Origin of the sequence: Clavibacter michiganensis, assembly GCF_021216655.1 — a bacterium.
Lineage (GTDB): Bacteria > Actinomycetota > Actinomycetes > Actinomycetales > Microbacteriaceae > Clavibacter > Clavibacter michiganensis.
On record NZ_CP080437.1, the window covers coordinates 755355 to 777074 of the forward strand.

Here is a 21720-nt window from a genome sequence, read left to right on the forward strand (position 1 = left end):
GGAGGTCAGCCGATCTTGACGACCTGCTTGGCGATCGCGCCCTTGCGGTTCGCGGCCTGGTTCTTGTGGATGACGCCCTTTCTTGCGGCCTTGTCGAGCTTCTTGCCGGCGAGGCTGACGGCCTTGACGGCCGCGTCCTTGTCGCCCGCGGTGATGGCGGTCTTGACGGAGCGGATGGCCGTCTTCAGCTCGCTCTTGACGGCCTTGTTGCGCTCCTGGGCCTTCTTGTTGGTGCCGATGCGCTTGATCTGCGACTTGATGTTTGCCACGTGTTATGTCTTCCGTTCGAGTTGTCGTCGTATGAGTTGCCGCTCAGCGAGAGAGGGCGCCTGCGGCGATACCGCGTGATCGGGGAGGACCACACGCAAGCCAACAGGCGACGATACCAGGTCGCGGCCGGGAAATCAGGCCGCGGGGCCGGGCGCGTCGCGGGCGAGCCGGGGGACGTCGTCGCCGGGACGCACGAACCGGGTCTCGGGCACGTCGCCGACCGCGTGCCGGATCCGCCCGAGGAAGTCGGCGGGCATCTCCGGCAGCGCGTCCACCGGCCACCAGGCGACCTCGAGCGACTCGTCGTCGTTGACGCGCGCCTCGCCCGAGACGTAGCGGCACCGGAACGTGAGGTCGAGGTAGCTGGCCCGGTCGCCGTTCGGGTAGGTGATCTCGTCCGTCGTCCCGACGGCGACCAGCCGCTCGACCTCCACGATCACGCCGGTCTCCTCCTCCGCCTCGCGCCAGGCGCCGACGGCGGGCTCCTCGCCGGGCTCGAGGATCCCCGAGACGGGCGCCCACGCGCCGGTGTCGCCGCGGCGGACGAGGAGGACCCGGGGGCCGTCGAGGATCACGGCGGTGACGCCCGAGAGCCAGAGGGGAGCGGTGCCGACCCGCTCGCGGAGGGAGACGATGAAGTCGGGGATGCCCATCCCGCGAGCGTACCGACACCCCGCATGGCCACGACCCGCCCGCGGACCCGCCGCCCCGCCGTCGAGGGACGGCCCGCGTCCTAGGCTCGGACCATGCCCCTCTCCGACAGCACCGCTCCCGTCCGCGCGTCCGCATCCTCCGTCACCGCCATCGTCGGCGGCCACGTCATCCCCGTCGACGGCGCCCCGATCCCGGGCGGCACCGTCCTCCTCCGCGACGGCCTCGTCGCCGCGGTCGGCCAGGCCGGCGACGTCGAGGTGCCCGAGGGCGCGACCGTCATCGACGCGAGCGGCCGCTGGGTCCTGCCGGGCTTCGTCGAGGCGCATGGCCACGTCGGCATCCACGAGGAGGCCAACGGCCCCGCGGGCAACGACACGAACGAGATGACGGATCCCGACATGAGCTCGGTGCGCGCGATCGACGCCATCGACATCGACGACGAGGGCTTCCGCGACGCGCTGAAGGGCGGCGTCACGACCATCGTCGTCAAGCCCGGCTCCGGCAACCCGATCGGCGGCCAGTCCGTCGCCATCAAGTCGTGGGGTGGCCGCACGATCGACGAGCAGCTCGTCAGCGACTCCGTGAGCGTCAAGAGCGCGCTGGGGGAGAACCCGAAGCGCGTCTACGGCGCCAAGGACCGCACGCCGTCGACGCGCCTGGGCGTGGCCATGGTGATCCGCCGCGCCTTCCGCGACGCCGAGGACTACCGCGCCGCGCGCGACCACGCCGCGGCGGAGGGCAAGCCGTTCTCCCGCGACCTCGGCAAGGAGACGCTCGTGCGTGTCCTCGACGGCGAGCTCGCCTGGGACCAGCACACCCACCGCCACGACGACATCGCCACCGCGATCCGCCTCGCCGACGAGTTCGGCTATCGCCTGGTCGTGAACCACGGCACCGAGGGCGACAAGATCGCCGACGTGCTCGCCGAGCGCGGCATCCCCGTGATCTTCGGCCCCATGATCACCTCGCGCTCCAAGGTCGAGCTCAGGGACCGCGCCGTCGCGAACCTGGCCGCGCTGCACCGCGCGGGCGTCCTCGTCGCGATCACGACCGACGCGCCGGTCGTGCCGATCGACTTCCTGGTGCACCAGGCGTCCTTCGCCGTGAAGGACGGCCTGCCCGCCGACGTCGCGATCCGCGCCATCACGGCGAACCCGGCCGCGATCCTCCGCCTCGACCACCGCGTCGGCGCGCTCACGCCGGGCCTCGACGCGGACGTCGTGATCTGGTCGGGCGACCCGCTCGACGTCCAGTCCCGCGCCGAGCACGTCATCATCGGCGGGAGCACGGTCTACACCTGGGCCGACGGCCAGGGCACCACGGTCGAGCGCCGCGCGCGCTTCGGCGCATGAGCGACGCGCCGGGGTCGACCGCCCCGCGCACCGCGGTCGTCGCGGGAGCGTCCGGCTTCATCGGGCAGGTGCTCGTGCGCGAGCTCGGCGACGAGGGCTACCTGGTCCGCACGATCGGCCGCTCCGGCGCCGACGCGTGCTGGGGCGACGCCGAGGGGATCCGCCGGCTCCTCGACGGCGCCGACCTCCTCGTGAACCTCGCGGGCAAGAGCGTGAACTGCCGCTACGGCGCGGCGAACCGCCGGGAGATCCTGCGCTCGCGCGTGGAGACGACGGCCGAGCTCGCGCGCGCCGTCGCCGACAGCGCGCGGCCCGTGCCGATGTGGATCAACGCCTCCACCGCCACCGTCTACCGGCACGCGACCGACCGGCCGCAGACGGAGTCGACCGGCGAGCTCGGCGACGACTTCTCGCCGTCGGTCGGCCGCGCGTGGGAGCGCGCGTTCTTCGCGCCCGAGCTGCCCGCCACCCGCCGCGTGGCGCTCCGGATCGCGATCGTGCTCGGCCGCGACGGCGCGCTGCAGCCGCTCCTCGGCCTCGCGCGCTTCGGCCTCGGCGGCCCGCAGCTCGACGGCCGGTTCCCCGGACGCCCGTCCCGGATCCGGGCCGGTGCGCACCACGGTTACCAGCCGACCCACGGCCGCCAGGTCTTCAGCTGGCTGCACATCGACGACCTGGTCGGCATCATCCGCTTCGTGCGCGACACCCCGACCCTCGAGGGTCCGGTCAACGCGTCGAGCCCCGCGCCCGTCACCAACCGCCGCCTGATGAAGGTCCTGCGCCGTGCCGTCGGCATGCCCGTCGGCCTCGCGGCGAACCGGTGGATGCTCGAGGTCGGCATGTGGCTGTTCCGCACGGAGCCGGAGCTCGTCCTCAAGAGCCGCTGGGTCGTGCCGGAGACGCTCGAGGCCGCGGGCTACCGCTTCCGCTGGCCCGAGCTCGACGCGGCCGTCGCCGACATCGTGCGCCGCTGACCGCGCCGCGGCGCGCGACCGCGGGGCAGGTCGCTCGCCGCGACGACGGCTCGGCGGGCGTGCCATGGGATGATCGTGGTTCCGCTCCACCGACAAGACCCGTAAGGAACGCGTGAGCCCCCTAGCTTCGAAGGCCCTCCGGCCCGCCGCGACCGACCCCGCGTCCATCCGCAACTTCTGCATCATCGCCCACATCGACCACGGCAAGTCCACGCTGGCCGACCGCATGCTGCAGATGACGGGCGTCGTCGACTCGCGCTCCATGCGCGCCCAGTACCTCGACCGCATGGACATCGAGCGCGAGCGCGGCATCACGATCAAGAGCCAGGCCGTCCGCATGCCGTGGGAGCTCGACGGCCAGACGTACGCGCTCAACATGATCGACACCCCGGGCCACGTCGACTTCTCCTACGAGGTCAGCCGCTCGCTCGCCGCGTGCGAGGGCGCCATCCTCCTGGTCGACGCCGCGCAGGGCATCGAGGCGCAGACTCTCGCGAACCTCTACCTCGCGCTCGAGAACGACCTCACGATCATCCCGGTGCTCAACAAGATCGACCTGCCGGCGGCGGATCCCGACAAGTACGCCGCCGAGCTCGCCTCGCTCATCGGCGGCGACCCGTCCGACGTGCTGCGCGTCTCCGGCAAGACCGGTGCCGGCGTCGAGGACCTCCTCGACCGCGTCTCCCGCACCATCCCCGCGCCCGTCGGCGACCCCGACGCCGCCGCGCGCGCCATGATCTTCGACTCGGTCTACGACGCCTACCGCGGCGTGGTCACCTACGTCCGCATGATCGACGGCAAGCTCAGCCCGCGCGAGAAGATCTCGATGATGTCGACGCGCGCCACCCACGAGATCCTCGAGATCGGCGTCAGCTCGCCGGAGCCCACGCCCTCCGACGGGCTCGGCGTCGGCGAGGTCGGCTACCTCATCACGGGCGTGAAGGACGTGCGCCAGTCGAAGGTCGGCGACACCGTCACCACCGCAGCGCGTCCCGCGACGGAGGCGCTGCCCGGATACACCGAGCCGCTGCCGATGGTCTTCTCCGGGCTCTACCCGATCGACGGATCCGACTACCCCGACCTCCGCGACGCCCTCGACAAGCTCAAGCTCTCCGACGCCGCGCTCGTCTACGAGCCCGAGACCTCGGTCGCGCTCGGCTTCGGCTTCCGCTGCGGCTTCCTCGGCCTCCTGCACCTCGAGATCATCACCGAGCGCCTCTCGCGCGAGTTCGGCCTCGACCTCATCACGACCGCGCCCAGCGTGATCTACGAGGTCACGAGCGAGGACAAGAAGACCGTCACCGTCACCAACCCGAGCGAGTTCCCGGGCGGCAAGATCGTCAGCGTCTCCGAGCCCGTCGTGAAGGCGGCCATCCTCGCCCCCAAGGACTACGTCGGCACGATCATGGAGCTGTGCCAGTCGCGGCGCGGGATCCTGCTCGGCATGGAGTACCTCGGCGAGGACCGGGTGGAGGTCCGATACACGATGCCGCTCGGCGAGATCGTGTTCGACTTCTTCGACAACCTCAAGAGCAAGACGGCCGGCTACGCGTCGCTCGACTACGAGCCCGCGGGCTCGCAGGACTCCGACCTCGTGAAGGTCGACATCCTGCTGCAGGGCGAGCAGGTCGACGCGTTCAGCGCCATCGTCCACCGCGACAAGGCGTACGCGTACGGCGTGCTCATGACGGGCCGCCTGCGCGAGCTCATCCCGCGCCAGCAGTTCGAGGTGCCGATCCAGGCGGCCATCGGCGCGCGGATCATCGCCCGCGAGTCCATCCGCGCCATGCGGAAGGACGTCCTCGCGAAGTGCTACGGCGGCGACATCACCCGCAAGCGCAAGCTCCTCGAGAAGCAGAAGGAGGGCAAGAAGCGCATGAAGATGGTCGGCCGCGTCGAGGTCCCCCAGGAGGCGTTCATCGCCGCGCTCTCGGGCGACACGGAGAAGAAGGCGAAGTAGCCCGAGGCGTCAGCAGGAGCCGGACGCCTGCGGCGAGCCCGCGGCGATCCACCGTTCGAAGGACAGCGCGAGGCCGTTGGGCTCCGCGATGCCGACGTAGCGGATCTCCGCGCTCCCCGGCACCGAGCAGTACCGGTCGCCGGGGAACGCGGCGACGGTGCCAGGCGTCGGTCGGCCCGCCTCCGACCACTCGTCGAAGGAGACGCGGTGCGCGTCGACCCCCCGATCCCGTCGTGCGACGACGGTCTCCAGCCAGCTGAGCCGCTCGTAGACGTGCTCGCCGCGCCTGTCGACGGGTGGGAAGCCGAGCGTCCTCCATTCGGGGAACGTCATCGTGTGCCAGACCGCGGAGTGCCGGTCCCATCCGTACCGCGTCCGGACGAGGAGCTCGTCGGAGCCGGGGTGCTGCCATATCTCCGACGCCTCGGGGAGGACTCCCCGGGTCGGCGCGGGCGATCCCGCGCGCCGCCACTGGGCGGCGTCCAGTGCCACCCCGAAGTCGGTGATGCCCACATTGACGTCGGCGTACACCGTGGAGTCCCACGGGAGGACCCGGTACGCGACCGTCGCCGGCGTCGGGACGGGGGAGCCGTCGGCCTGCCACTGCTCGACCGTGGCGAAGGCGGCTCCGCGGTCCGGGAAGCGCGCGGTGTAGACGAGGGCGTCGGTGAACGGCAACGAGTAGTACGGCCGTCCGGGGAGTGCGTCGGCCGGCGCGGGGAGCGCCACGGCTCCGCCTGCTGCCAGCGCGGCGCCGATGACGAGGGCGATGATGGAGCGGCGCATGACGACCTTCCCGGCTGCCGCATCGTCGCCGCGCTTCCGACGATCTCCCGAGGAGATCGGAGTCCGCCCGTCGAGTCTCGAGGGCTGCGGTCGGATCTCCACCGTAGGGCCTGTGCAGCGAGCCAGCGGGCCCGTCCGGTCACGTATGCGTCTCATCCCGGCCGCACGCGACGCGCCCCCCGCCTCGAGAGGCAGGGGGCGCGTCGCGTGCGGCCGGGAAGGAGCGTCAGCAGGCGGTCGGCGTCGGCGATCCCGCGGCGACCCACTGGCGGAACGTCAGCGACAGACCCTCGGGGGCGGCCATGCCGACGTAGCGGATCTCCGCGCCGCCCGGGGTGGAGCAGTACTTGTCGAACGGGAAGGCCTGCAGGACCTTGGGCGTGGGACGGCCGGCGTCGAGCCAGGTGTCGTAGCTGATGGGTCCGTCCGCGCCCGTGATGGGGTCCTGCCCGACGATCGTCTCGAGCCATGCCAGCCGGGAGTAGCCGCTCTCGGCGCGGTAGTCCACGGACGGGAAGCCGAGGGTGCGCCACTCGGCGAAGGTCATCGTGTGCCACTCGGCGGCGTCCGATCCCCAGAGCGTCCCGGTGCGGACGAGGAGCTCGTCCGACGTCGGGTACTGGACCACGACCGAGGAGAACGGGAGCGCGCCCCGCGTCGGCGTGGGCGATCCGGCCCGGCGCCACTCGCTGCCGGACAGCGACGCGGTCAAGCCGGAGTGGGTCCCCATCACGTCGGCGAAGACGGTGCTGTCCCAGGGGAGGACGCGGTAGGCCACGGCCGCGGGGACGGGACGCGGGAAGCCGTCGGCCTTCCACTCCGCGAAGCTCGCGTAGCCGATGCCGGGCTCCTCGGCGGTGATGGAGGACTCGCGGATCAGGGAGTCGCTGAAGGGGACCGAGTAGTAGGTCTCCCCGGCAGCGGCCTGGGCGGGCGCCGCGGCGAGCAGCGTGCCGCCGAGGGCGAGGGCCCCGACGAGGGCGAGGGCGGGCAGGGAGCGGTTCATGGTGTGGCCTTCCGAAGGGTGACGCCGCGGCGCCGAGAGGGGTGAGCGGACCGAGGTCCCGCCGGTTCCGGCTCGGCCTCGCACGCTCAACGTATCCGCTTTCCACACCACCCCGGAATGCTGCTCTGATCACGGTTTCATCACGTCGAGGACCACCCCCGGGAGGGGGTTGGACCTGTGGATGAGGCACAGCGACCACGGGACGGATGCGCACGGCGACTGGACCTGCTATGCGCGCGAGCCGGACGGCGCCTGGACGCGAAGACGCGCCCCAACCTCGAGAGGCAGGGGCGCGTTACGACGCTGCAGGAGCGCTCAGCAGATGCCGGGCTGCGGCTTGCCGGCGGCGAGCCACTGGTCGAACGTCATCGCCACGCCGTCCGGGGCGGCCTTCCCGATGTAGCGGATCTCCTGCGCGCCAGCGGCCCGGCAGTACTCGTCACCGGGGTAGGACGAGACCACCTCGGGCGTGGGGCGGGCGTAGCCGTCCCAGATCTCGAAGGACACGGGGCCGGTCGTGCCGTCGTCCGAGATCGGGCCGACGAGCGTGGGATACCACGAGAGCTTCGAGAAGGGGCGCGGCGACGTCTCATCCACGGCGGGGGAGCCGAGGTGCGTCCACTCGGCGAAGGTCAGCTGGTGGTACGCGATGACGTCGGAGAAGGAGGAGAACCCCTCCACGACGAAGAGCTCGTCCGACGCGTCGTACTGCAGGATGCTCGCCGCGGCCGGGAGGCGGTCGGTCCGCGGGGTGGGGGAGCCGGCCCGACGCCACTCGTCGTAGCCCAGCGACGTCGAGAACCGCGCGCCGCCCGCCGTGCTGTCGGCCTGGACCGTGGACTCCCACGCGAAGCGCACGTAGACGGTGGTGGCGGCGCGGGGCGCGGGGCGGCCGGCGGCCGACCAGTCCTGGAACGTGGCGGGGTCAGCGTGCGGGCGACCGTCGACGGTCGTCACCTCGAAGAGGGTGGAGCCGTAGGGCACCGAGTAGAACGTGCCGCTGGCCGATGCGGCGGATGCGGGGGTCGCGACCGCGAGACCGCCGACGGCGAGGGTGCCGGCCACGGCGAGGGCGGTGAGGGAGCGGAGCATGCCGGGGCGCCTTCCGATGGTCGACGCGGAGCGTCGGGATGGGGGTGGGGGCGGCGCCGGGAGGCCCGTCGTCGTGTGAAGGCCAGGGGGCGCGGCAGTCGCTCCACGCTCGTCCAGGTCACGATCCGATGACGCTCCGATGGCCGCTACGGCGCCGGGATGACGGGCCGAGGCCGCACGTCATCCGCAGGCATGACGGATGGCGTCGCGCCCCCGATCCGGGGGCTCGACGGACGGCGGAGGCCGCGTCGTCGGCACGCGCGGGACGCCCAGCGACACGCCGTAGTCTTGACGACATGCGCCGCAGCACCTACACCGCTACCGCCGTCACGTACGGCTCCGTCGGCGGCACCCAGGCCGTCGACCTCATGACCTATCCGCCCGAGGGCTATCGTCCCGCCGAGGCGAGCGCCCGGCTCGGCAGCGGCGACGAGCGCTTCGAGCAGGCCGTCGCGCTCCTCATGACGTGGGGCGTCCAGCGCGGCAGCGGGATCGAGGTCACCCGCATCGAGCAGGAGGTGCCGGACGACCCCGGCTACCAGGGGCTGGAGTTCGACGAGGACGGGGTGCCCCAGGTGCCCGTCGACCGCCCGCGAGAGACGCTGTACGGCGACGACGGCACCGCGTGGATCACATCCGGCACGTCAGCCGTGCTCCGCATGCCGTTCGGACCGTTCCACCCCGAGGCGCCCGTCCGCGTCGTCTACACCGTGCAGGAGACCGACCGGGTCGGCTTCGCCTACGGCACGGTGCACGGGCACCCGCTGAGCGGCGAGGAGGCGTTCCTCGTCTCCCGGGAGCCCGACGGCAGCGTGTGGCTCACCCTCCGCGTCTTCTCCCGACCGGCGTCATGGCCGATGCGGCTCGCGAGCCCCGTCCTCCGCGTCGTGCAGGGCGTCTTCATGCGCCGGTACCTCAAGGCACTGCACCCGGCGGTCGCGTCCGCCTGATCCGCGCCCTCGCGGGGTGGGGTCAGCGCTCGGCGAGACCGTCGAGATAGGCCATGACCTCGTCGTGACCCGCTTCGAGGTCCGCCACCACCACGGCCGCGTGGGCGTCCGGCGCCCGGAGCTGTCCGACGTCGTACGCGCCCGTGGCGACGGCCACGAAGGGGAAGCCAGCGGCCTCGGCGGCGACGCCGTCCGCGGGGGTGTCGCCGATGATCACGACGCTCGCCCCGGCCAGCGCGTCGGCCGCGCGGCGGGTGAGGTCGCTGCGGATCCGGGCCTCGTGCCCGAAGAAGGACGCGTCCCAGTCGAACAGGTCGACGTCGAGCCCCGCGCCGTCGAGCTTGTACCGGGCGCGGAGCGGCGAGTTGCCGGTCAGCAGCGCGTTCACCCAGCCGCGCTCGGCGACGTCGGCGACGAGGCGGGGGACGCCGACGGGCACCTCGCGCCGACCCGCGCCGTAGTGCTCGACGCGGGACATCCCCTCGAGCTGCTCCCGGACGGCCGCGTGCAGCGACTCCGGCAGCCCGTAGAGGTCGAGGGTCTCCCAGATGATCTGCCCGTCGGTCTTCCCGTGCGCGTGGACCGTGCGGTCCTCGAGCTCGACGCCCGCGGCCAGCTCGATCGCGCGGTGGTACATGCCGCCGGCGCGTGGGCCGTTGAGCAGGAGCGTGCCGTCGACGTCCCAGAGGACGTGCAGGGGCCGGGAGGTTCTGGCGTCGGTCATGCCCCCATCCTGCCGGAGGACGAGGCGCACCCCGACGGCCGCGGACCCGGGCGCCTCCGGGCCGGGGGATGATGGACGGATGCCGTCCGCCCTGCCCCTCGCCGATCCCGCCCCCGCCGACGGGCTGCTGCCGACCTCCGCGGCCGACGGGGCGGACGCCCGCGCGTTCGGCGTGTACCTGCACGTGCCGTTCTGCCGCGTCCGCTGCGGCTACTGCGACTTCAACACCTACACGGCGCCCGAGCTCCGCGGCGTGAGGCAGTCCGACTACGCGTCCCAGGCCGTGCAGGAGGTGCGCTTCGCCGGATCCTCCCTCCGCGACTCCGGCATCCCCGCCCGGTCCGCGTCCACCGTCTTCCTCGGCGGCGGCACCCCGACGCTCCTCCCCGTGGAGGACCTCGTCCGGATGCTCGACGCCGTCCGCGAGACCTTCGGGCTCGCCGAGGGCGCCGAGGTCACGACGGAGGCCAACCCCGACAGCGTCGACGACGCCTACCTCGCCGCGCTCGCGGCCGGCGGCTTCACGCGCGTGTCCTTCGGCATGCAGTCCGCCGTGCCACGCGTGCTCGCCACGCTCGAGCGCACCCACGACCCTGCGCGCATAGCGCCCGTCGTCCGCGGCGCCCGGGCCGCCGGCCTCGAGGTCAGCCTCGACCTCATCTACGGGACGCCGGGGGAGACCATCGACGACTGGCGCGCCTCGCTCGAGCAGGCGATCGCGCAGGAGCCCGACCACCTCTCCGCCTACGCGCTCATCGTCGAGCCCGGGACGAAGCTCGCGCGGCAGATCCGGCGCGACGAGGTGCCCGAGCCCGACGAGGACCTCCAGGCGGACATGTACGAGCTCGCCGACCGCATGCTGGGCGAGGCCGGCTACGAGTGGTACGAGGTGAGCAACTGGGCGCGCGACGGCCGTCGCAGCCGCCACAACCTCGCCTACTGGCAGGGCCACGACTGGTGGGGCGTCGGCCCCGGCGCGCACAGCCACGTGGGCGGCGTCCGCTGGTGGAACGTCAAGCACCCGGCCGCGTACGCCGACCGCGTGCTCGCGGGTGCGTCGCCCGGCGCGGGCCGCGAGTCGCTCGACGACGCGACGCGCGAGGTGGAGCGCGTGCTGCTCGGCGCCCGCATCCGCGACGGCCTCGCCATCCCGACGCTCACGGCCGAGGGCCGCCGGCAGGTCGCGGGCCTCATCGCCGACGGCCTGGTGGATCCCCGCGCCGCCCTGTCCGGCACCCTCGTGCTCACGCTGCAGGGGCGCCTGCTGGCCGACGCCGTCGTGCGGCGGCTGCTCGAGGACTGAGCGGGGGACCGGTCGTCAGAGGACGACCGCGCCCACCACGTCGCCGGCCTCGCGCTCGGCATCGCTGCGCTCCACGCAGAACTCGTTGCCCTCGGGGTCCGCGAGCACGACCCAGCCGCTGCCGTCCGCGTTCCGCCGGTCGGCCACGAGCGCGGCTCCCAGCGCCAGCACGCGGTCGACCTCCTGGTCGCGCGTGCGGTCGTCGGGCGCGAGGTCGAGGTGCACGCGGTTCTTGCCGGCCTTCGGCGCATCCGCGCGCTGCAGGATGATGCCGAGCCCGGAGACGGGGTCACCCAACCACGCGGCGTCCTGGCCGGGGAGGTTCGGCTCGTCCGGGTCCTCCGCGAAGCCGGTCACGCCGGCCCAGAAGAGCGAGAGCGCGTGCGGGTCCCTGCAGTCGATCGCGACGTGCCGGATCCTCGCGCTCACGGGCGTCCGCCTACTTGATCCACCGGATGTTGAGCGGGTAGCGGTAGGGCCGGCCCGCCTGCACGCGCGTGCCGCCGATGATCGCGAACACGATGTTGACCACGACCACCGCGAAGATCACGAGGCCGAGGAGCAGGCCGATGATGACCCCGAGGATCGGGATGATCCCGAAGACCACCTGCAGCACGTTGAGGATGACGAGGGCGCCGACCACGTTGATGGTCCAGTTGGTCGCCTCCTTGCCCTCCTGGTCGGTGAAGCGGCCGCGCTCGCGGAACACGAGCCACACGATGAACGACGGGACGATGAAGATCGCGAGGAAGTGCGTGAGCGACGCCCAGAGGCGGTCCTCGCTCGGCGTGAGCGGAGCGGGCGCGCCGTACGGGTGGGGATCGGGTGCGGACATCGCGGGGGAGCCTCTCGGTGCCACGCGACGGCCGGGTACCGGCGGACGCGAGCGGATCGTGGGTGGGCCGGGCGACGCCTGGCCACTCCACGCTACCGCCGACGACGCGCGACCGGCAACGCCGACCATCCCCGGAGCCGCGGTACGATTGGCAGTCAGAACCGACGAGTGCCAGGAGGGAGCCGCCATGGTCTCGGAACGCGGGCTCGACGTCCTCCGGGTGATCGTGCAGGACTACGTGTCCTCGCGGGAGCCCGTGGGCTCCAAGTCCATCGTGGAGCGCCACGCCTTCGGCGTCTCGGCCGCCACCATCCGCAACGACATGGCCCTCCTCGAGGAGGAGGAGCTGATCGCCGCGCCGCACACCTCGTCCGGTCGCGTGCCGACCGACAAGGGGTACCGCCTCTTCGTCGACCAGCTCGCCGACGTGCGCCCGCTCACGCCCGCGCAGCGCCAGGCCATCCACGTGTTCCTCGGCGAGTCCGTCGACCTCGACGACGTGCTCGCGCGCACCGTCCGCCTCCTCGCGCAGCTCACCAACCAGGTCGCGCTCGTGCAGTACCCGTCGCTCGCCACGAGCCACGTCAAGCACGTCGAGCTCGTCGCCCTGTCGACGACGCGCGTGCTCACCGTGCTCATCACCGACACGGGCCGCGTCGAGCAGCGCGTCGTCGAGCTCGCGGGCGACCCGGACGACGCCTTCCTCGCGGTCATGCGCACGCGGATCAACCAGGCCGTCGGCGGTCTCGGCCTCGCCGAGGCGGCGACCCGGCTCGAGACACTGTCCGACGAGGTCGAGCCGGCCCAGCGCGCCGCGGCCTCCGTGCTCGCGGGCACGCTCGTCGAGCAGGTCCTCGCCAACCGCCAGGAGCGGCTGCTGCTGGCGGGATCCGCGAACCTCGCCCGGACGGAACGCGACTTCCCCGGGAGCATCTCGCCCGTCCTCGAGGCCATCGAGGAGCAGGTGGTGCTCCTGCGCCTGCTCGGCGAGATGGAGGCCGACCAGCACGGCGTCTCGGTGAGCATCGGCCGGGAGAACGCCCCGTTCGGCCTCGGCGAGACGAGCGTGCTCACCAGCGGCTACAGCTCGTCCGGCGGCGTGCTCGCGCGCCTCGGCGTGCTGGGTCCGACCCGCATGGACTACTCCACCAACATGGCGTCGGTGCGCGCGGTCGCGCGCTACCTCTCGCGCCTGCTCGAGGAGCGGTGACCGCCGCACGCCGGCGCACCGCCCCCAGTTCCCACGACCATCACCACCGAAGGGCCCGACGTGGCTGACCACTACGAAGTACTCGGCGTGAGCCGCGAGGCGACGCCAGAGGAGATCAAGAAGGCGTACCGCAAGCAGGCGCGCCAGCTCCACCCGGACGTCAACGACGCCCCCGACGCGGCCGAGCGGTTCAAGCTCGTCACGCACGCGTACGACGTGCTGTCGGATCCCCAGCAGCGCCAGCAGTACGACCTGGGCCCGCAGGCCGGGTTCGGCGGACAGGGCGGCCAGGGCTTCGGCGGGTTCGGCGACATCTTCGAGACGTTCTTCGGCGGCCAGCAGGGTGGCGGCGGACGCGGCCCGCGCTCGCGCCAGGAGCGCGGCCAGGACGCTCTCCTGCGCGTGGAGGTCGAGCTCGAGGAGGTCATCTTCGGCGTGCACCGCGACCTCGAGGTCGACACGGCGGTCGTCTGCGACACCTGCCACGGATCCTGCGCCCAGCCCGGCACGAGCGCCGTCACGTGCGACATCTGCCGCGGATCCGGCAGCATCCAGCGCCAGGTGCGCTCGCTCCTCGGCAACGTCATGACGTCGAGCCCCTGCGGCACCTGCCGTGGATACGGCACCGTCATCCCGCACCCGTGCCCCACCTGTCAGGGCCAGGGCCGCGTCCGCGCGCGCCGCACCGTGCCGGTGGACATCCCGGCCGGCGTCGACACGGGCCTGCGTCTCCAGATGCCGGGCTCCGGCGAGGTCGGCCCCGCGGGCGGCCCCAACGGCGACCTCTACCTCGAGATCAAGGTGAAGCACCACGAGGTCTTCAGCCGCAACGGCGACGACCTGCTCGCCACGGTCGAGGTGAGCATGGTCGACGCGATCCTCGGCAGCGACGCGCGCATCGAGGCGCTCGACGGCGACGTCGACCTGGAGCTGCGCCCCGGGATCCAGAGCGCCGAGATCATCACGGTGCGCGGTCGCGGCGTCTCGAAGCTCCGCGGCTCCGGTCGGGGTGACCTCAAGATCGGGATCCAGGTGGTCACGCCGCAGAAGCTCGACCACAAGGAGCGCGACCTCATCCAGCAGTTCGCGCGCCGCAACAAGGCGCCCGCCCCGCACCTCGCGCACTTCCAGCAGGGCCTGTTCCAGAAGCTCCGCGACCGCTTCCTCAACGTCTGACCATGGCGCACTTCTACCTGGCCGACGACATCGGCGCCTCCGACCTCGCGGTCGGGCGACTGCTGGTGCTCGCCGGGCAGGAGGCCCGCCATGCCGTGACCGTGAGCCGGGTGCGCTCCGGCGAGGGGATCCTCGTGGGGGACGGGCGCGGCACCATCGCGTCCGGCACCGTCACCTCGGCCGAGCCGCAGCGGCTCGAGCTCCGCGTCGACGCGGTCGAGGCGCACCCCGAGCCGACCCCGCGCGTGGTCCTCGTGCAGGCGCTCGCGAAGGGCGACCGCGACGAGCTCGCCGTGCAGGCCGCCACCGAGCTGGGCGTCGACGCGGTGATCCCGTGGCAGGCGCAGCGCTCCGTCTCCCGATGGGAGGGCCAGAAGGTCACCAAGGGCCGGGATCGCTGGCGCGCGATCGTCCGCGAGGCCGTGAAGCAGTCCATCCGTCCCCGCGTGCCCGAGGTGGAGGCGCTCGCGACGACGAAGGACCTCGTGCGCATGGCGGCGACCGCGCGCGTGCTCGTGCTCGACCCGACGGCCGTCGCGCGGCTGTCGCGGCTCGACCTGGCGACGGCCGACGGCGACGCGGGTCCCGCGACCGACGTCCTGCTCGTGGTCGGACCCGAGGGCGGCATCGCCCCCGCGGAGGTCGAGTCGCTGCGGGCGGCGGGGGCGATCCCGGTCGCGCTCGGCCCGGGGATCCTCCGCACGTCGACCGCGGGGCCGGCCGCGCTGGCGCTCGTCAACGCCGCGCTCGGGCGCTGGTGACGTCGCGGGTCCCGCGTAGGCTGGGCGCATGACCAGCAGCGCAGAGCCCACCGTCTTCGAGCGCATCGTCGCGCGCGAGATCCCGGCCGAGATCGTCGCGGAGACCGACCGCGTCATCGCCTTCGAGGACATCGCGCCCAAGGCCCCCGTCCACGTGCTCGTGGTGCCCAAGACGGCCGCGTACCGCGACGTCGTCGAGCTCGCCGCGGGCGACCCGGAGCTCCTCGCGGAGGTCGTCGAGGTCGCGTCGCGCATCGCCGCCGAGCGCGCGGGCGGTCAGTTCCGCCTCCTCTTCAACACGGGGGCGGACGCCGGCCAGACCGTCTTCCACGTGCACGCGCACGTGCTCGCCGGCTTCGACCAGGGGGACCATGTCGGGCTCTGACCCGCGGGGCGGCGCATCCACGGAGGATGACCGCGTCGAGCAGACGGCGACCATGGACGGCGTCCTCATGGTGCGCCTCCTGGGGCCGCAGGACCGGCTGCTCCGGCAGATAGAGCGCGAGCACCCGGACGTCGACGTCCGGGTCCGCGGCAACGAGATCACGCTCGTCGGCACCCGGGCGGACGTGGCGTCCGCCCGTCGGCTCATCGACGAGGTCGTGGCGATGGTGGAGGACGGACAGCACGTGGAACCCCAGGAGATCGAGACGAGCGCGCGCCGGCTCGGCGAGGACGACGCGCGGACCCTGTCCGACGTGCTGAGCGAGGCCATCGTGCAGTCGCGCGGCCGCACGGTCCGGCCGAAGACGCAGGGCCAGAAGCAGTACGTGCAGGCCATCGACGAGAACACCATCGTGTTCGGCATCGGGCCCGCGGGCACGGGCAAGACGTACCTCGCCATGGCGAAGGCCGTCCAGGCGCTGCAGCGCAAGGAGGTCGAGCGGATCATCCTCACGCGTCCGGCCGTCGAGGCGGGGGAGCGGCTCGGGTACCTGCCGGGATCGCTCACCGACAAGATCGACCCGTACCTCCGCCCGCTGTTCGACGCGCTCAACGAGATGATGGATCCCGAGCTCGTCCCCAAGCTCATGGCCTCGAACACCATCGAGGTCGCCCCGCTCGCCTACATGCGCGGCCGCACGCTCAACAACGCGTTCGTCGTGCTCGACGAGGCGCAGAACACCACGCCCGAGCAGATGAAGATGTTCCTCACGCGGCTCGGCTTCGGCTCGAAGATGGTGGTCACGGGCGACATCACGCAGGTCGACCTGCCCACCGGGTCCAGCGGCCTGCAGCTCGTCACGCGCGTGCTGGACGGCATGGACGACATCCACTTCTCCCGCCTCACGAGCGACGACGTCGTGCGGCACACCCTGGTCGGCCGCATCGTGGACGCGTACACGCGCTACGACGCGGAGCGCCAGGCAGCCGACCACCTCCGCGCCGAGCGCCGCACCGCCCCAGGGAGCACCCGATGAGCATCGAGATCAACAACGAGTCGGCGATCGAGGTCGACGAGCCGGTCATCCAGCGCCTCGCCACGTACGCGCTCGACACGCTGCACGTGCACCCCGACGCGGAGCTCGCCATCGTGATGGTGGACGAGGGCGCGATGGAGCAGCTGCACGTGCAGTGGATGGACGAGCCGGGCCCCACCGACGTCCTGAGCTTCCCCATGGACGAGCTGCGCCCCGGCACAGAGGACCGGCCGACGCCCGCCGGCCTCCTCGGCGACATCGTGGTCTGCCCTCAGGTCGCGGCCGAGCAGGCGGTGACCGCCGGGCACTCCACGATGGAGGAGATCCTGCTGCTCACGGCGCACGGCATCCTGCACCTGCTGGGCTTCGACCACGCCGAGCCCGACGAGGAGCGCGAGATGTTCGGTCTCCAGCGCGACATCCTGATCGGGTTCGCCATGAGCGAGCGCGGGCGCTGACCGCCTCGATGCTCGCCCTCCTCCTCCCCGCGTTCCTCCTGGTCGTCCTCGGCGGCCTGTTCGCCGCCGCCGAGTCCGCCATCTCGTCGCTGTCCCGCGCGGACATCCAGGAGCTCGCGGCCACCGCGCGCGCCCGCCGCGCGCTGCTCGCCATCTCCACCGACACCGGGGCGTGCATCAACGCCCTCGGGTTCGTGAGGATCATCGCCGAGACCGGCGCCGCGGTGCTCGTCACGCTCGCGCTGGCCTCGACGATCGACGAGTGGTGGATCACGCTGCTGGTCGCCGCCGCGATCATGACCGCCGTCTCGTTCGTGCTCGTCGGCGCGAGCCCGCGCTCCGTCGGCCGCGTCCACGCCCGCCCGCTGCTCGCGTGGACGGCGCTGCTCGTGCGCGTGATCCGCGTGGCGATCGGGCCCGTCGCCGACGCGCTCGTCGCCCTCGGCAACCGGGTGACGCCCGGGCGGCCGAAGACCGTCGCCACGTTCACGAGCGAGGAGCAGCTGCTCAGCATGGTCGACGAGGCCACGGAGCTGGAGGTGCTCGAGGAGGACGACCGCGAGCTCATCCACTCCATCTTCGAGTTCAACGACACCGTCGTGCGCGAGGTGATGATCCCGCGCACCGACATGGTCGTCGTCGAGCAGACCGCGCACGTCGGCTCCGCGCTCGGGCTCTTCCTGTCCCGCGGCATCTCCCGGGCGCCGGTCACGGGACGCGACTCCGACGAGATCGAGGGCGTCCTGTACCTCCGCGACCTCGCCCGCATGGTCTACGAGCGGCCCGAGGAGGCGGAGCGGACCACGGTCGACCAGCTCGCGCGCCCCGCCGTGTTCGTGCCCGAGTCGCAGAAGGCCGACGCGCTGCTCCGGCAGATGCAGCTCGAGTCCAACCACCTCGCCATGGTGGTGGACGAGTACGGCGGCATCGCCGGGCTCGTCACGCTCGAGGACCTCATCGAGGAGCTCGTCGGCGACATCAGCGACGAGTACGACCGCGACGTGCCCGAGTTCGAGGACCTCGGGGACGGCGTGTACCGTGTGAGCGCCCGGCTGCCGATCGACGAGCTGGGCGACCTGTTCGGGCTTGAGCTCGACGACGACGACGTGGACAGCGCCGGCGGCCTCCTCGCCAAGACCCTGGGGCGCCTGCCCGAGCGCGGATCCGTGGTGCGCGTCGGCGGGCTGGTCCTCACGGCCGACCGGGTCGAGGGGCGCCGCACGCGCATCAGCACGATCCTCGTCGAGCGCGACCGCGCCGACGACCACGACGACGACCACGAGGCGGCCCCCGCGGGCGCCTCCGCCAGCAGAGGACACGACCATGACTGATCCCCGCGACGACGCGACGCCCGTCGAGGAGACGGCGGCGGACGGGTCGCCCGTCGCCGGGACGGCCGCCGAGCCCGCCCCGCTGTCGGACGAGGCCTGGGGCATCGACCGCGACGCGGAGCCGACCCGCGCGAAGCGCACGCCGCGCGGGGGAGCGCCCGCGTACCGCGCGGGCTTCGTCTCCTTCGTCGGCCGCCCGAACGTGGGCAAGTCCACGCTCACGAACGCCCTGGTCGGCGAGAAGGTCGCCATCACGAGCTCCAAGCCGCAGACGACGCGCAAGGCCATCCGCGGGATCGTGCACCGGCCGGACGGGCAGCTCATCCTCGTCGACACCCCCGGGATCCACCGCCCGCGCACCCTCCTCGGCGAGCGGCTGAACGCGCTCGTGCAGACGACGCTCGGCGACGTGGACGTCATCGGGCTGTGCATCCCCGCGGACGAGCGGATCGGCCCGGGCGACCGCTTCATCAACGAGCAGCTCGACGAGTACCCGCGCGCCCGCAAGATCGCGATCGTCACCAAGACCGACTCCGCCTCGCGCCACGCGGTCGCCGAGCAGCTCCTCGCCGTGCAGGAGCTGCGCGACTGGGACGCGATCGTCCCCGTCTCGGCCGTCGAGGCGATCCAGCTCGACGCGCTCGTGGGCGAGCTGCTGAACGCGCTGCCGGTCTCCGAGCAGCTCTACCCGTCCGACGCCGTCACGGAGGAGGGGCTCGAGGCGCGCATCTCGGAGCTCATCCGCGAGGCCGCGCTCGAGGGCGTCCAGGACGAGCTGCCGCACTCGCTCGCGGTCACGATCGACGACATGATCCAGCGCGAGGACAAGGAGCTGCTCGAGATCTACGCGAACCTCTTCGTCGAGCGCGACAGCCAGAAGGGCATCGTCATCGGCGCGCAGGGGTCCCGGCTCAAGCACGTGGGGCAGGTGGCGCGCGCGCAGATCGAGCCGCTCGTGGGCACGCGCGTGTTCCTCTCGCTGCGGGTGAAGATCGCCAAGGACTGGCAGCGCGACCCGAAGCTGCTCGGCCGCCTCGGCTTCTGATCCCCGAGGGCAGGCGACCGCGTACATCCCGCGGATGAGATCGGGTCGCCTCCGCGGGGATCATCGGCCGCCGCGGGCTCGGCGGGCGCGCGCGGCACGTACGGTGGTCGCATGCTCCGACGGATCCCGAGGTACCAGCTCGTCCTCGACGTCGTCCTCGCCGTCGCGTTCGTGGCCCTCCTCGCCCCCGGGTCGATCGGCGTCGCGGCCGCGAGCGCGTTCGGCGTGTTCGCGTCCACAACCTCCGAGATCTCCGTCGTCCTCGTGCTCGTCATGGGGGCCGCCCTCGCGGTGCGCCGCGTCTCGCCCGGGCTCTCCCTCGCCGTCGCGTGGACGGGCGCGATCGTCCAGATGGGCGCGGGCGCGGGCGTCGAGCCCGGCGACCTGGCCGTCGCGGGCGTCGTGTACTGCACCGCGGCGTACGGAGGCCGCGTCGTCCGCGCGCTGGGCCTCGCCTCCGCGATCGTCGGCGGCGTGGTCGCCGCGTGCTACCTGTCCTACGCGTCGGGCCGCGTCCCCGTCGGCAGCGCGGCCTTCAGCACGGGGGAGTGGACCGCGTTCGCGACCCTGTTCCTTTTCCTCCTCCTCTGCGCGTGGAGCGTGCTGCTGGCGTCGTGGACGGCCGGCCGCCTCGTGGTCGCATCCCGCGCGTCGCATGCCAGCCGGGACGCGCAGGAGGCCGCCGAGCGCGACCAGGCCCGCGCGCTGCAGGACGTGGTCGTCGAGCAGGAGCGCAACCGGATCGCGCGGGACATGCACGACGTCGTCGCCCACTCGCTCGCCGTCGTGATCGCGCAGGCCGACGGCGCCCGGTACGCCCGGCTGGTGGATCCCGAGGCCGCGGACGAGGCGCTGCGCACCATCTCCACCACCGCGAGGCAGGCGCTCGGCGACGTGCGGATCCTCCTGGCGCAGCTCCGGCACAGCGAGGACGACGCCCCGCAGCCCGAGCTCAAGGAGCTGAGCGACCTCATCGACCAGATGCGCTCCACGGGCCTCACCATCGAGTTCGTGGAGACGGGCCAGCCGGGCGAGTTCGGTACGGGGCAGCAGCTCGCCGTGTACCGGATCGTGCAGGAGGCCCTCACCAACGTGCTGCGCCACGGCGACGTCGGGCACCCCGTCGAGGTCGAGCTCGCGTGGGAGCCGGACGGCGTCTCGGTGTCGGTGCGGAGCCGGACGCTCCCGGATCCGGTGCGCCCCGCCCGCACCACGACGGGCATCATCGCCCTCCCCGTGCTTCCGCCCGCGCCCGCGACGCCCGCGCAGCCGGTCGGCCACGGCCTGGCCGGGATGCGCGAGCGCGCGACGCTCTCCGGCGGCCGCTTCTCGGCGGGCGTCCGCGACGGCGTGTGGACCGTGTCCGCGTGGATCCCGTTCGCGCCCGCGACCCGTCCCGTGCCCCGCGTGCCCGTCGCCGGGGCGTCCGTCGGCACGGGAGCGGATGCTCCCAGCCGCCCCCTGACCCTCGACGAGCTGTTCCCGCCGGAGGCCGCGGCCGCGGGCACCGCGACGCCCGGGGCGCCCGCCGCGCACGTCAGCCCGCACCGCACGGCCGCCGCTCGCGGGGCAGCCGCCTCCGCGGCGCGGCGCGCGCGCGACGACCGGCCTGCCGGATCCTGACCCGCCGCGCCCCGCGATACCATCCCCACGCCGACCACGATCGAAGGACCCCCGTGCCCACCCCACCCATCCGCGTCGCCCTGGTCGACGACCAGGCCCTGTTCCGCACGGGCGTCCGCATGCTCATCTCCTCGCAGCCCGACCTGGAGTTCGCCGGCGAGGCCGCCAACGGCCAGGAGGCCGTGGAGCTCGCGCGCGCCGAGCGCCCCGACGTGATCCTCATGGACATCCGCATGCCGGTGATGGACGGGATCCAGGCCACGGCCGAGGTCCTGCGGGCGGCGGACGCGCGCGGCGAGCGCCCGCCGCGCGTCCTCGTGCTCACCACCTTCGACCTCGACGAGAGCGCCGCTCGCGCCATCCGGGCCGGCGCGAGCGGCTTCGTGCTGAAGGACGCCGACCCCGAGTTCCTGCTCGCCGCCATCCGCACCGTCCACGCCGGCAACTCGGTCATCGCGGCGTCGGCCACGCGCCAGCTGCTCGAGCACTTCGACCCGGGATCCCGGCCGCGGGTCGCGCCGCCCGCGTTCATGTCGCTCACCTCGCGCGAGCGGGAGATCTTCGTCCTCGCGGCGCGCGGCCTGAGCAACGCGGAGATCGCGCAGGCGGAGTTCCTCAGCGAGGCGACCGTGAAGACCCACGTGAGCCGCATCCTCGCGAAGCTCAGCCTCCGCGACCGCGTCCAGCTCGTGGTCTTCGCGTTCGAGCACCGGTTGAACGGATCCCCCACGCAGGGCTAGCCGCTCCCGATCGGCGGGGGCCCGCTCGCATCCCCGTCGGCTAGATTCC

23 protein-coding genes are annotated in these 21720 nt (G+C 72.9%); 15 read left to right on the forward strand and 8 right to left on the reverse strand.

The genetic code is table 11. The features are described 5' to 3' along the window. Positions 1 to 5: 5 nt before the first annotated feature. Positions 6 to 269 carry a 30S ribosomal protein S20 gene (gene rpsT / locus K0V08_RS03500; protein WP_079533047.1) on the reverse strand — a complete coding sequence of 88 codons (264 nt, stop codon included), beginning with the start codon at positions 267 to 269 and terminating at the stop codon, positions 6 to 8. Between the two features lie 135 nt (positions 270 to 404). Next, positions 405 to 923 (reverse strand): NUDIX hydrolase, encoded by a 519-nt coding sequence (locus K0V08_RS03505; RefSeq protein ID WP_012038239.1) that lies wholly within the window; start codon positions 921 to 923, stop codon positions 405 to 407. Between the two features lie 93 nt (positions 924 to 1016). Here K0V08_RS03505 and K0V08_RS03510 point away from each other — a divergent pair, with 93 nt between their 5' ends. From K0V08_RS03510 to lepA, 3 genes are all read left to right on the forward strand, one after another. Then, entirely contained in the window at positions 1017 to 2276 is a 1260-nt protein-coding gene (locus tag K0V08_RS03510) for an amidohydrolase (RefSeq protein ID WP_079533049.1), read from the forward strand. Next, positions 2273 to 3250 (forward strand): epimerase, encoded by a 978-nt coding sequence (locus K0V08_RS03515; RefSeq protein ID WP_012038241.1) that lies wholly within the window; start codon positions 2273 to 2275, stop codon positions 3248 to 3250. The genes K0V08_RS03510 and K0V08_RS03515 overlap by 4 nt, the downstream gene beginning before the upstream one ends. Before the next feature lie 112 nt (positions 3251 to 3362). Further along, entirely contained in the window at positions 3363 to 5210 is a 1848-nt protein-coding gene (gene lepA, locus K0V08_RS03520) for a translation elongation factor 4 (protein ID WP_012038242.1), read from the forward strand. A gap of 9 nt (positions 5211 to 5219) precedes the next feature. Here lepA and K0V08_RS03525 read toward each other — a convergent pair whose 3' ends face one another. The 3 genes from K0V08_RS03525 to K0V08_RS03535 all read right to left on the reverse strand — a co-directional run bounded on the left by K0V08_RS03525 (position 5220) and on the right by K0V08_RS03535 (position 8094). Further along, positions 5220 to 5996 carry a hypothetical protein gene (locus K0V08_RS03525; protein ID WP_012038243.1) on the reverse strand — a complete coding sequence of 259 codons (777 nt, stop codon included), beginning with the start codon at positions 5994 to 5996 and terminating at the stop codon, positions 5220 to 5222. 226 nt (positions 5997 to 6222) lie between these two features. Continuing rightward, complete coding sequence (locus K0V08_RS03530; RefSeq protein WP_012038244.1) at positions 6223 to 7002, reverse strand: hypothetical protein; 780 nt, start codon at positions 7000 to 7002, stop codon at positions 6223 to 6225. Positions 7003 to 7317: 315 nt separating this feature from the next. Then, entirely contained in the window at positions 7318 to 8094 is a 777-nt protein-coding gene (locus K0V08_RS03535) for a hypothetical protein (RefSeq protein WP_079533052.1), read from the reverse strand. A gap of 296 nt (positions 8095 to 8390) precedes the next feature. Between K0V08_RS03535 and K0V08_RS03540 the strand changes: the two genes are divergently transcribed. Further along, positions 8391 to 9044 (forward strand): DUF1990 family protein, encoded by a 654-nt coding sequence (locus K0V08_RS03540; protein WP_012038246.1) that lies wholly within the window; start codon positions 8391 to 8393, stop codon positions 9042 to 9044. A gap of 22 nt (positions 9045 to 9066) precedes the next feature. On the opposite strand, the gene K0V08_RS03545 is transcribed toward K0V08_RS03540, so the two are convergent. Beyond that, positions 9067 to 9768: an HAD family hydrolase gene (locus K0V08_RS03545; protein WP_012038247.1), complete on the reverse strand. Its 702-nt coding sequence runs from the start codon at positions 9766 to 9768 to the stop codon at positions 9067 to 9069. Positions 9769 to 9847: 79 nt separating this feature from the next. Here K0V08_RS03545 and hemW point away from each other — a divergent pair, with 79 nt between their 5' ends. Further along, entirely contained in the window at positions 9848 to 11071 is a 1224-nt protein-coding gene (hemW, locus tag K0V08_RS03550) for a radical SAM family heme chaperone HemW (RefSeq protein WP_012038248.1), read from the forward strand. A gap of 15 nt (positions 11072 to 11086) precedes the next feature. On the opposite strand, the gene K0V08_RS03555 is transcribed toward hemW, so the two are convergent. Then, positions 11087 to 11500, reverse strand: coding sequence for a VOC family protein (locus K0V08_RS03555; RefSeq protein WP_079533056.1), 414 nt, complete (start codon positions 11498 to 11500; stop codon positions 11087 to 11089). 10 nt (positions 11501 to 11510) lie between these two features. Then, positions 11511 to 11906: a DUF4870 domain-containing protein gene (locus tag K0V08_RS03560; RefSeq protein ID WP_079533059.1), complete on the reverse strand. Its 396-nt coding sequence runs from the start codon at positions 11904 to 11906 to the stop codon at positions 11511 to 11513. 187 nt (positions 11907 to 12093) lie between these two features. On the opposite strand from K0V08_RS03560, the gene hrcA reads away from it, so the two are divergent. From hrcA to K0V08_RS03610, 10 genes are all read left to right on the forward strand, one after another. After that, a complete protein-coding gene (hrcA, locus tag K0V08_RS03565; RefSeq protein WP_012038251.1) occupies positions 12094 to 13116 on the forward strand; it encodes a heat-inducible transcriptional repressor HrcA in 1023 nt (340 codons plus the stop codon). 60 nt (positions 13117 to 13176) lie between these two features. Beyond that, on the forward strand, positions 13177 to 14292 hold the full coding sequence (gene dnaJ, locus K0V08_RS03570; RefSeq protein WP_012038252.1) for a molecular chaperone DnaJ: 1116 nt from the start codon (positions 13177 to 13179) through the stop codon (positions 14290 to 14292). 2 nt (positions 14293 to 14294) lie between these two features. Then, positions 14295 to 15053 (forward strand): 16S rRNA (uracil(1498)-N(3))-methyltransferase, encoded by a 759-nt coding sequence (locus K0V08_RS03575; RefSeq protein ID WP_079533062.1) that lies wholly within the window; start codon positions 14295 to 14297, stop codon positions 15051 to 15053. Between the two features lie 28 nt (positions 15054 to 15081). Further along, positions 15082 to 15438, forward strand: coding sequence for a histidine triad nucleotide-binding protein (locus tag K0V08_RS03580; RefSeq protein WP_079533065.1), 357 nt, complete (start codon positions 15082 to 15084; stop codon positions 15436 to 15438). Beyond that, positions 15425 to 16474 (forward strand): PhoH family protein, encoded by a 1050-nt coding sequence (locus tag K0V08_RS03585; protein WP_012038255.1) that lies wholly within the window; start codon positions 15425 to 15427, stop codon positions 16472 to 16474. Before K0V08_RS03580 ends, K0V08_RS03585 begins: the two co-directional genes overlap by 14 nt. Continuing rightward, positions 16471 to 16932 (forward strand): rRNA maturation RNase YbeY, encoded by a 462-nt coding sequence (ybeY, locus tag K0V08_RS03590; RefSeq protein WP_079533067.1) that lies wholly within the window; start codon positions 16471 to 16473, stop codon positions 16930 to 16932. The genes K0V08_RS03585 and ybeY overlap by 4 nt, the downstream gene beginning before the upstream one ends. Before the next feature lie 8 nt (positions 16933 to 16940). After that, complete coding sequence (locus tag K0V08_RS03595) at positions 16941 to 18263, forward strand: hemolysin family protein (protein ID WP_012038257.1); 1323 nt, start codon at positions 16941 to 16943, stop codon at positions 18261 to 18263. Continuing rightward, positions 18256 to 19308 (forward strand): GTPase Era, encoded by a 1053-nt coding sequence (era, locus tag K0V08_RS03600; RefSeq protein WP_172406900.1) that lies wholly within the window; start codon positions 18256 to 18258, stop codon positions 19306 to 19308. Before K0V08_RS03595 ends, era begins: the two co-directional genes overlap by 8 nt. A gap of 111 nt (positions 19309 to 19419) precedes the next feature. After that, positions 19420 to 20931: a sensor histidine kinase gene (locus K0V08_RS03605; RefSeq protein WP_012038259.1), complete on the forward strand. Its 1512-nt coding sequence runs from the start codon at positions 19420 to 19422 to the stop codon at positions 20929 to 20931. 53 nt (positions 20932 to 20984) lie between these two features. Then, positions 20985 to 21671, forward strand: a complete 687-nt coding sequence (locus K0V08_RS03610) for a response regulator (protein WP_012038260.1) — start codon at positions 20985 to 20987, stop codon at positions 21669 to 21671. Positions 21672 to 21720: the final 49 nt, after the last annotated feature.

Excerpts from the sequence above, each read along its gene's own strand:
- K0V08_RS03510 (WP_079533049.1), top strand. The coding sequence starts at position 1,017 with ATGCCCCTCTCCGACAGCACCGCTCCCGTCCGCGCGTCCGCATCCTCC.
- era (WP_172406900.1), top strand. The coding sequence starts at position 18,256 with ATGACTGATCCCCGCGACGACGCGACGCCCGTCGAGGAGACGGCGGCG.
- K0V08_RS03585 (WP_012038255.1), top strand. The coding sequence starts at position 15,425 with ATGTCGGGCTCTGACCCGCGGGGCGGCGCATCCACGGAGGATGACCGC.
- ybeY (WP_079533067.1), top strand. The coding sequence starts at position 16,471 with ATGAGCATCGAGATCAACAACGAGTCGGCGATCGAGGTCGACGAGCCG.
- K0V08_RS03535 (WP_079533052.1), bottom strand. The coding sequence starts at position 8,094 with ATGCTCCGCTCCCTCACCGCCCTCGCCGTGGCCGGCACCCTCGCCGTC.
- K0V08_RS03580 (WP_079533065.1), top strand. The coding sequence starts at position 15,082 with ATGACCAGCAGCGCAGAGCCCACCGTCTTCGAGCGCATCGTCGCGCGC.
- K0V08_RS03545 (WP_012038247.1), bottom strand. The coding sequence starts at position 9,768 with ATGACCGACGCCAGAACCTCCCGGCCCCTGCACGTCCTCTGGGACGTC.
- K0V08_RS03505 (WP_012038239.1), bottom strand. The coding sequence starts at position 923 with ATGGGCATCCCCGACTTCATCGTCTCCCTCCGCGAGCGGGTCGGCACC.
- K0V08_RS03595 (WP_012038257.1), top strand. The coding sequence starts at position 16,941 with ATGCTCGCCCTCCTCCTCCCCGCGTTCCTCCTGGTCGTCCTCGGCGGC.
- K0V08_RS03525 (WP_012038243.1), bottom strand. The coding sequence starts at position 5,996 with ATGCGCCGCTCCATCATCGCCCTCGTCATCGGCGCCGCGCTGGCAGCA.
- K0V08_RS03560 (WP_079533059.1), bottom strand. The coding sequence starts at position 11,906 with ATGTCCGCACCCGATCCCCACCCGTACGGCGCGCCCGCTCCGCTCACG.
- K0V08_RS03540 (WP_012038246.1), top strand. The coding sequence starts at position 8,391 with ATGCGCCGCAGCACCTACACCGCTACCGCCGTCACGTACGGCTCCGTC.
- hemW (WP_012038248.1), top strand. The coding sequence starts at position 9,848 with ATGCCGTCCGCCCTGCCCCTCGCCGATCCCGCCCCCGCCGACGGGCTG.
- K0V08_RS03575 (WP_079533062.1), top strand. The coding sequence starts at position 14,295 with ATGGCGCACTTCTACCTGGCCGACGACATCGGCGCCTCCGACCTCGCG.
- hrcA (WP_012038251.1), top strand. The coding sequence starts at position 12,094 with ATGGTCTCGGAACGCGGGCTCGACGTCCTCCGGGTGATCGTGCAGGAC.
- K0V08_RS03515 (WP_012038241.1), top strand. The coding sequence starts at position 2,273 with ATGAGCGACGCGCCGGGGTCGACCGCCCCGCGCACCGCGGTCGTCGCG.
- K0V08_RS03530 (WP_012038244.1), bottom strand. The coding sequence starts at position 7,002 with ATGAACCGCTCCCTGCCCGCCCTCGCCCTCGTCGGGGCCCTCGCCCTC.
- K0V08_RS03605 (WP_012038259.1), top strand. The coding sequence starts at position 19,420 with ATGCTCCGACGGATCCCGAGGTACCAGCTCGTCCTCGACGTCGTCCTC.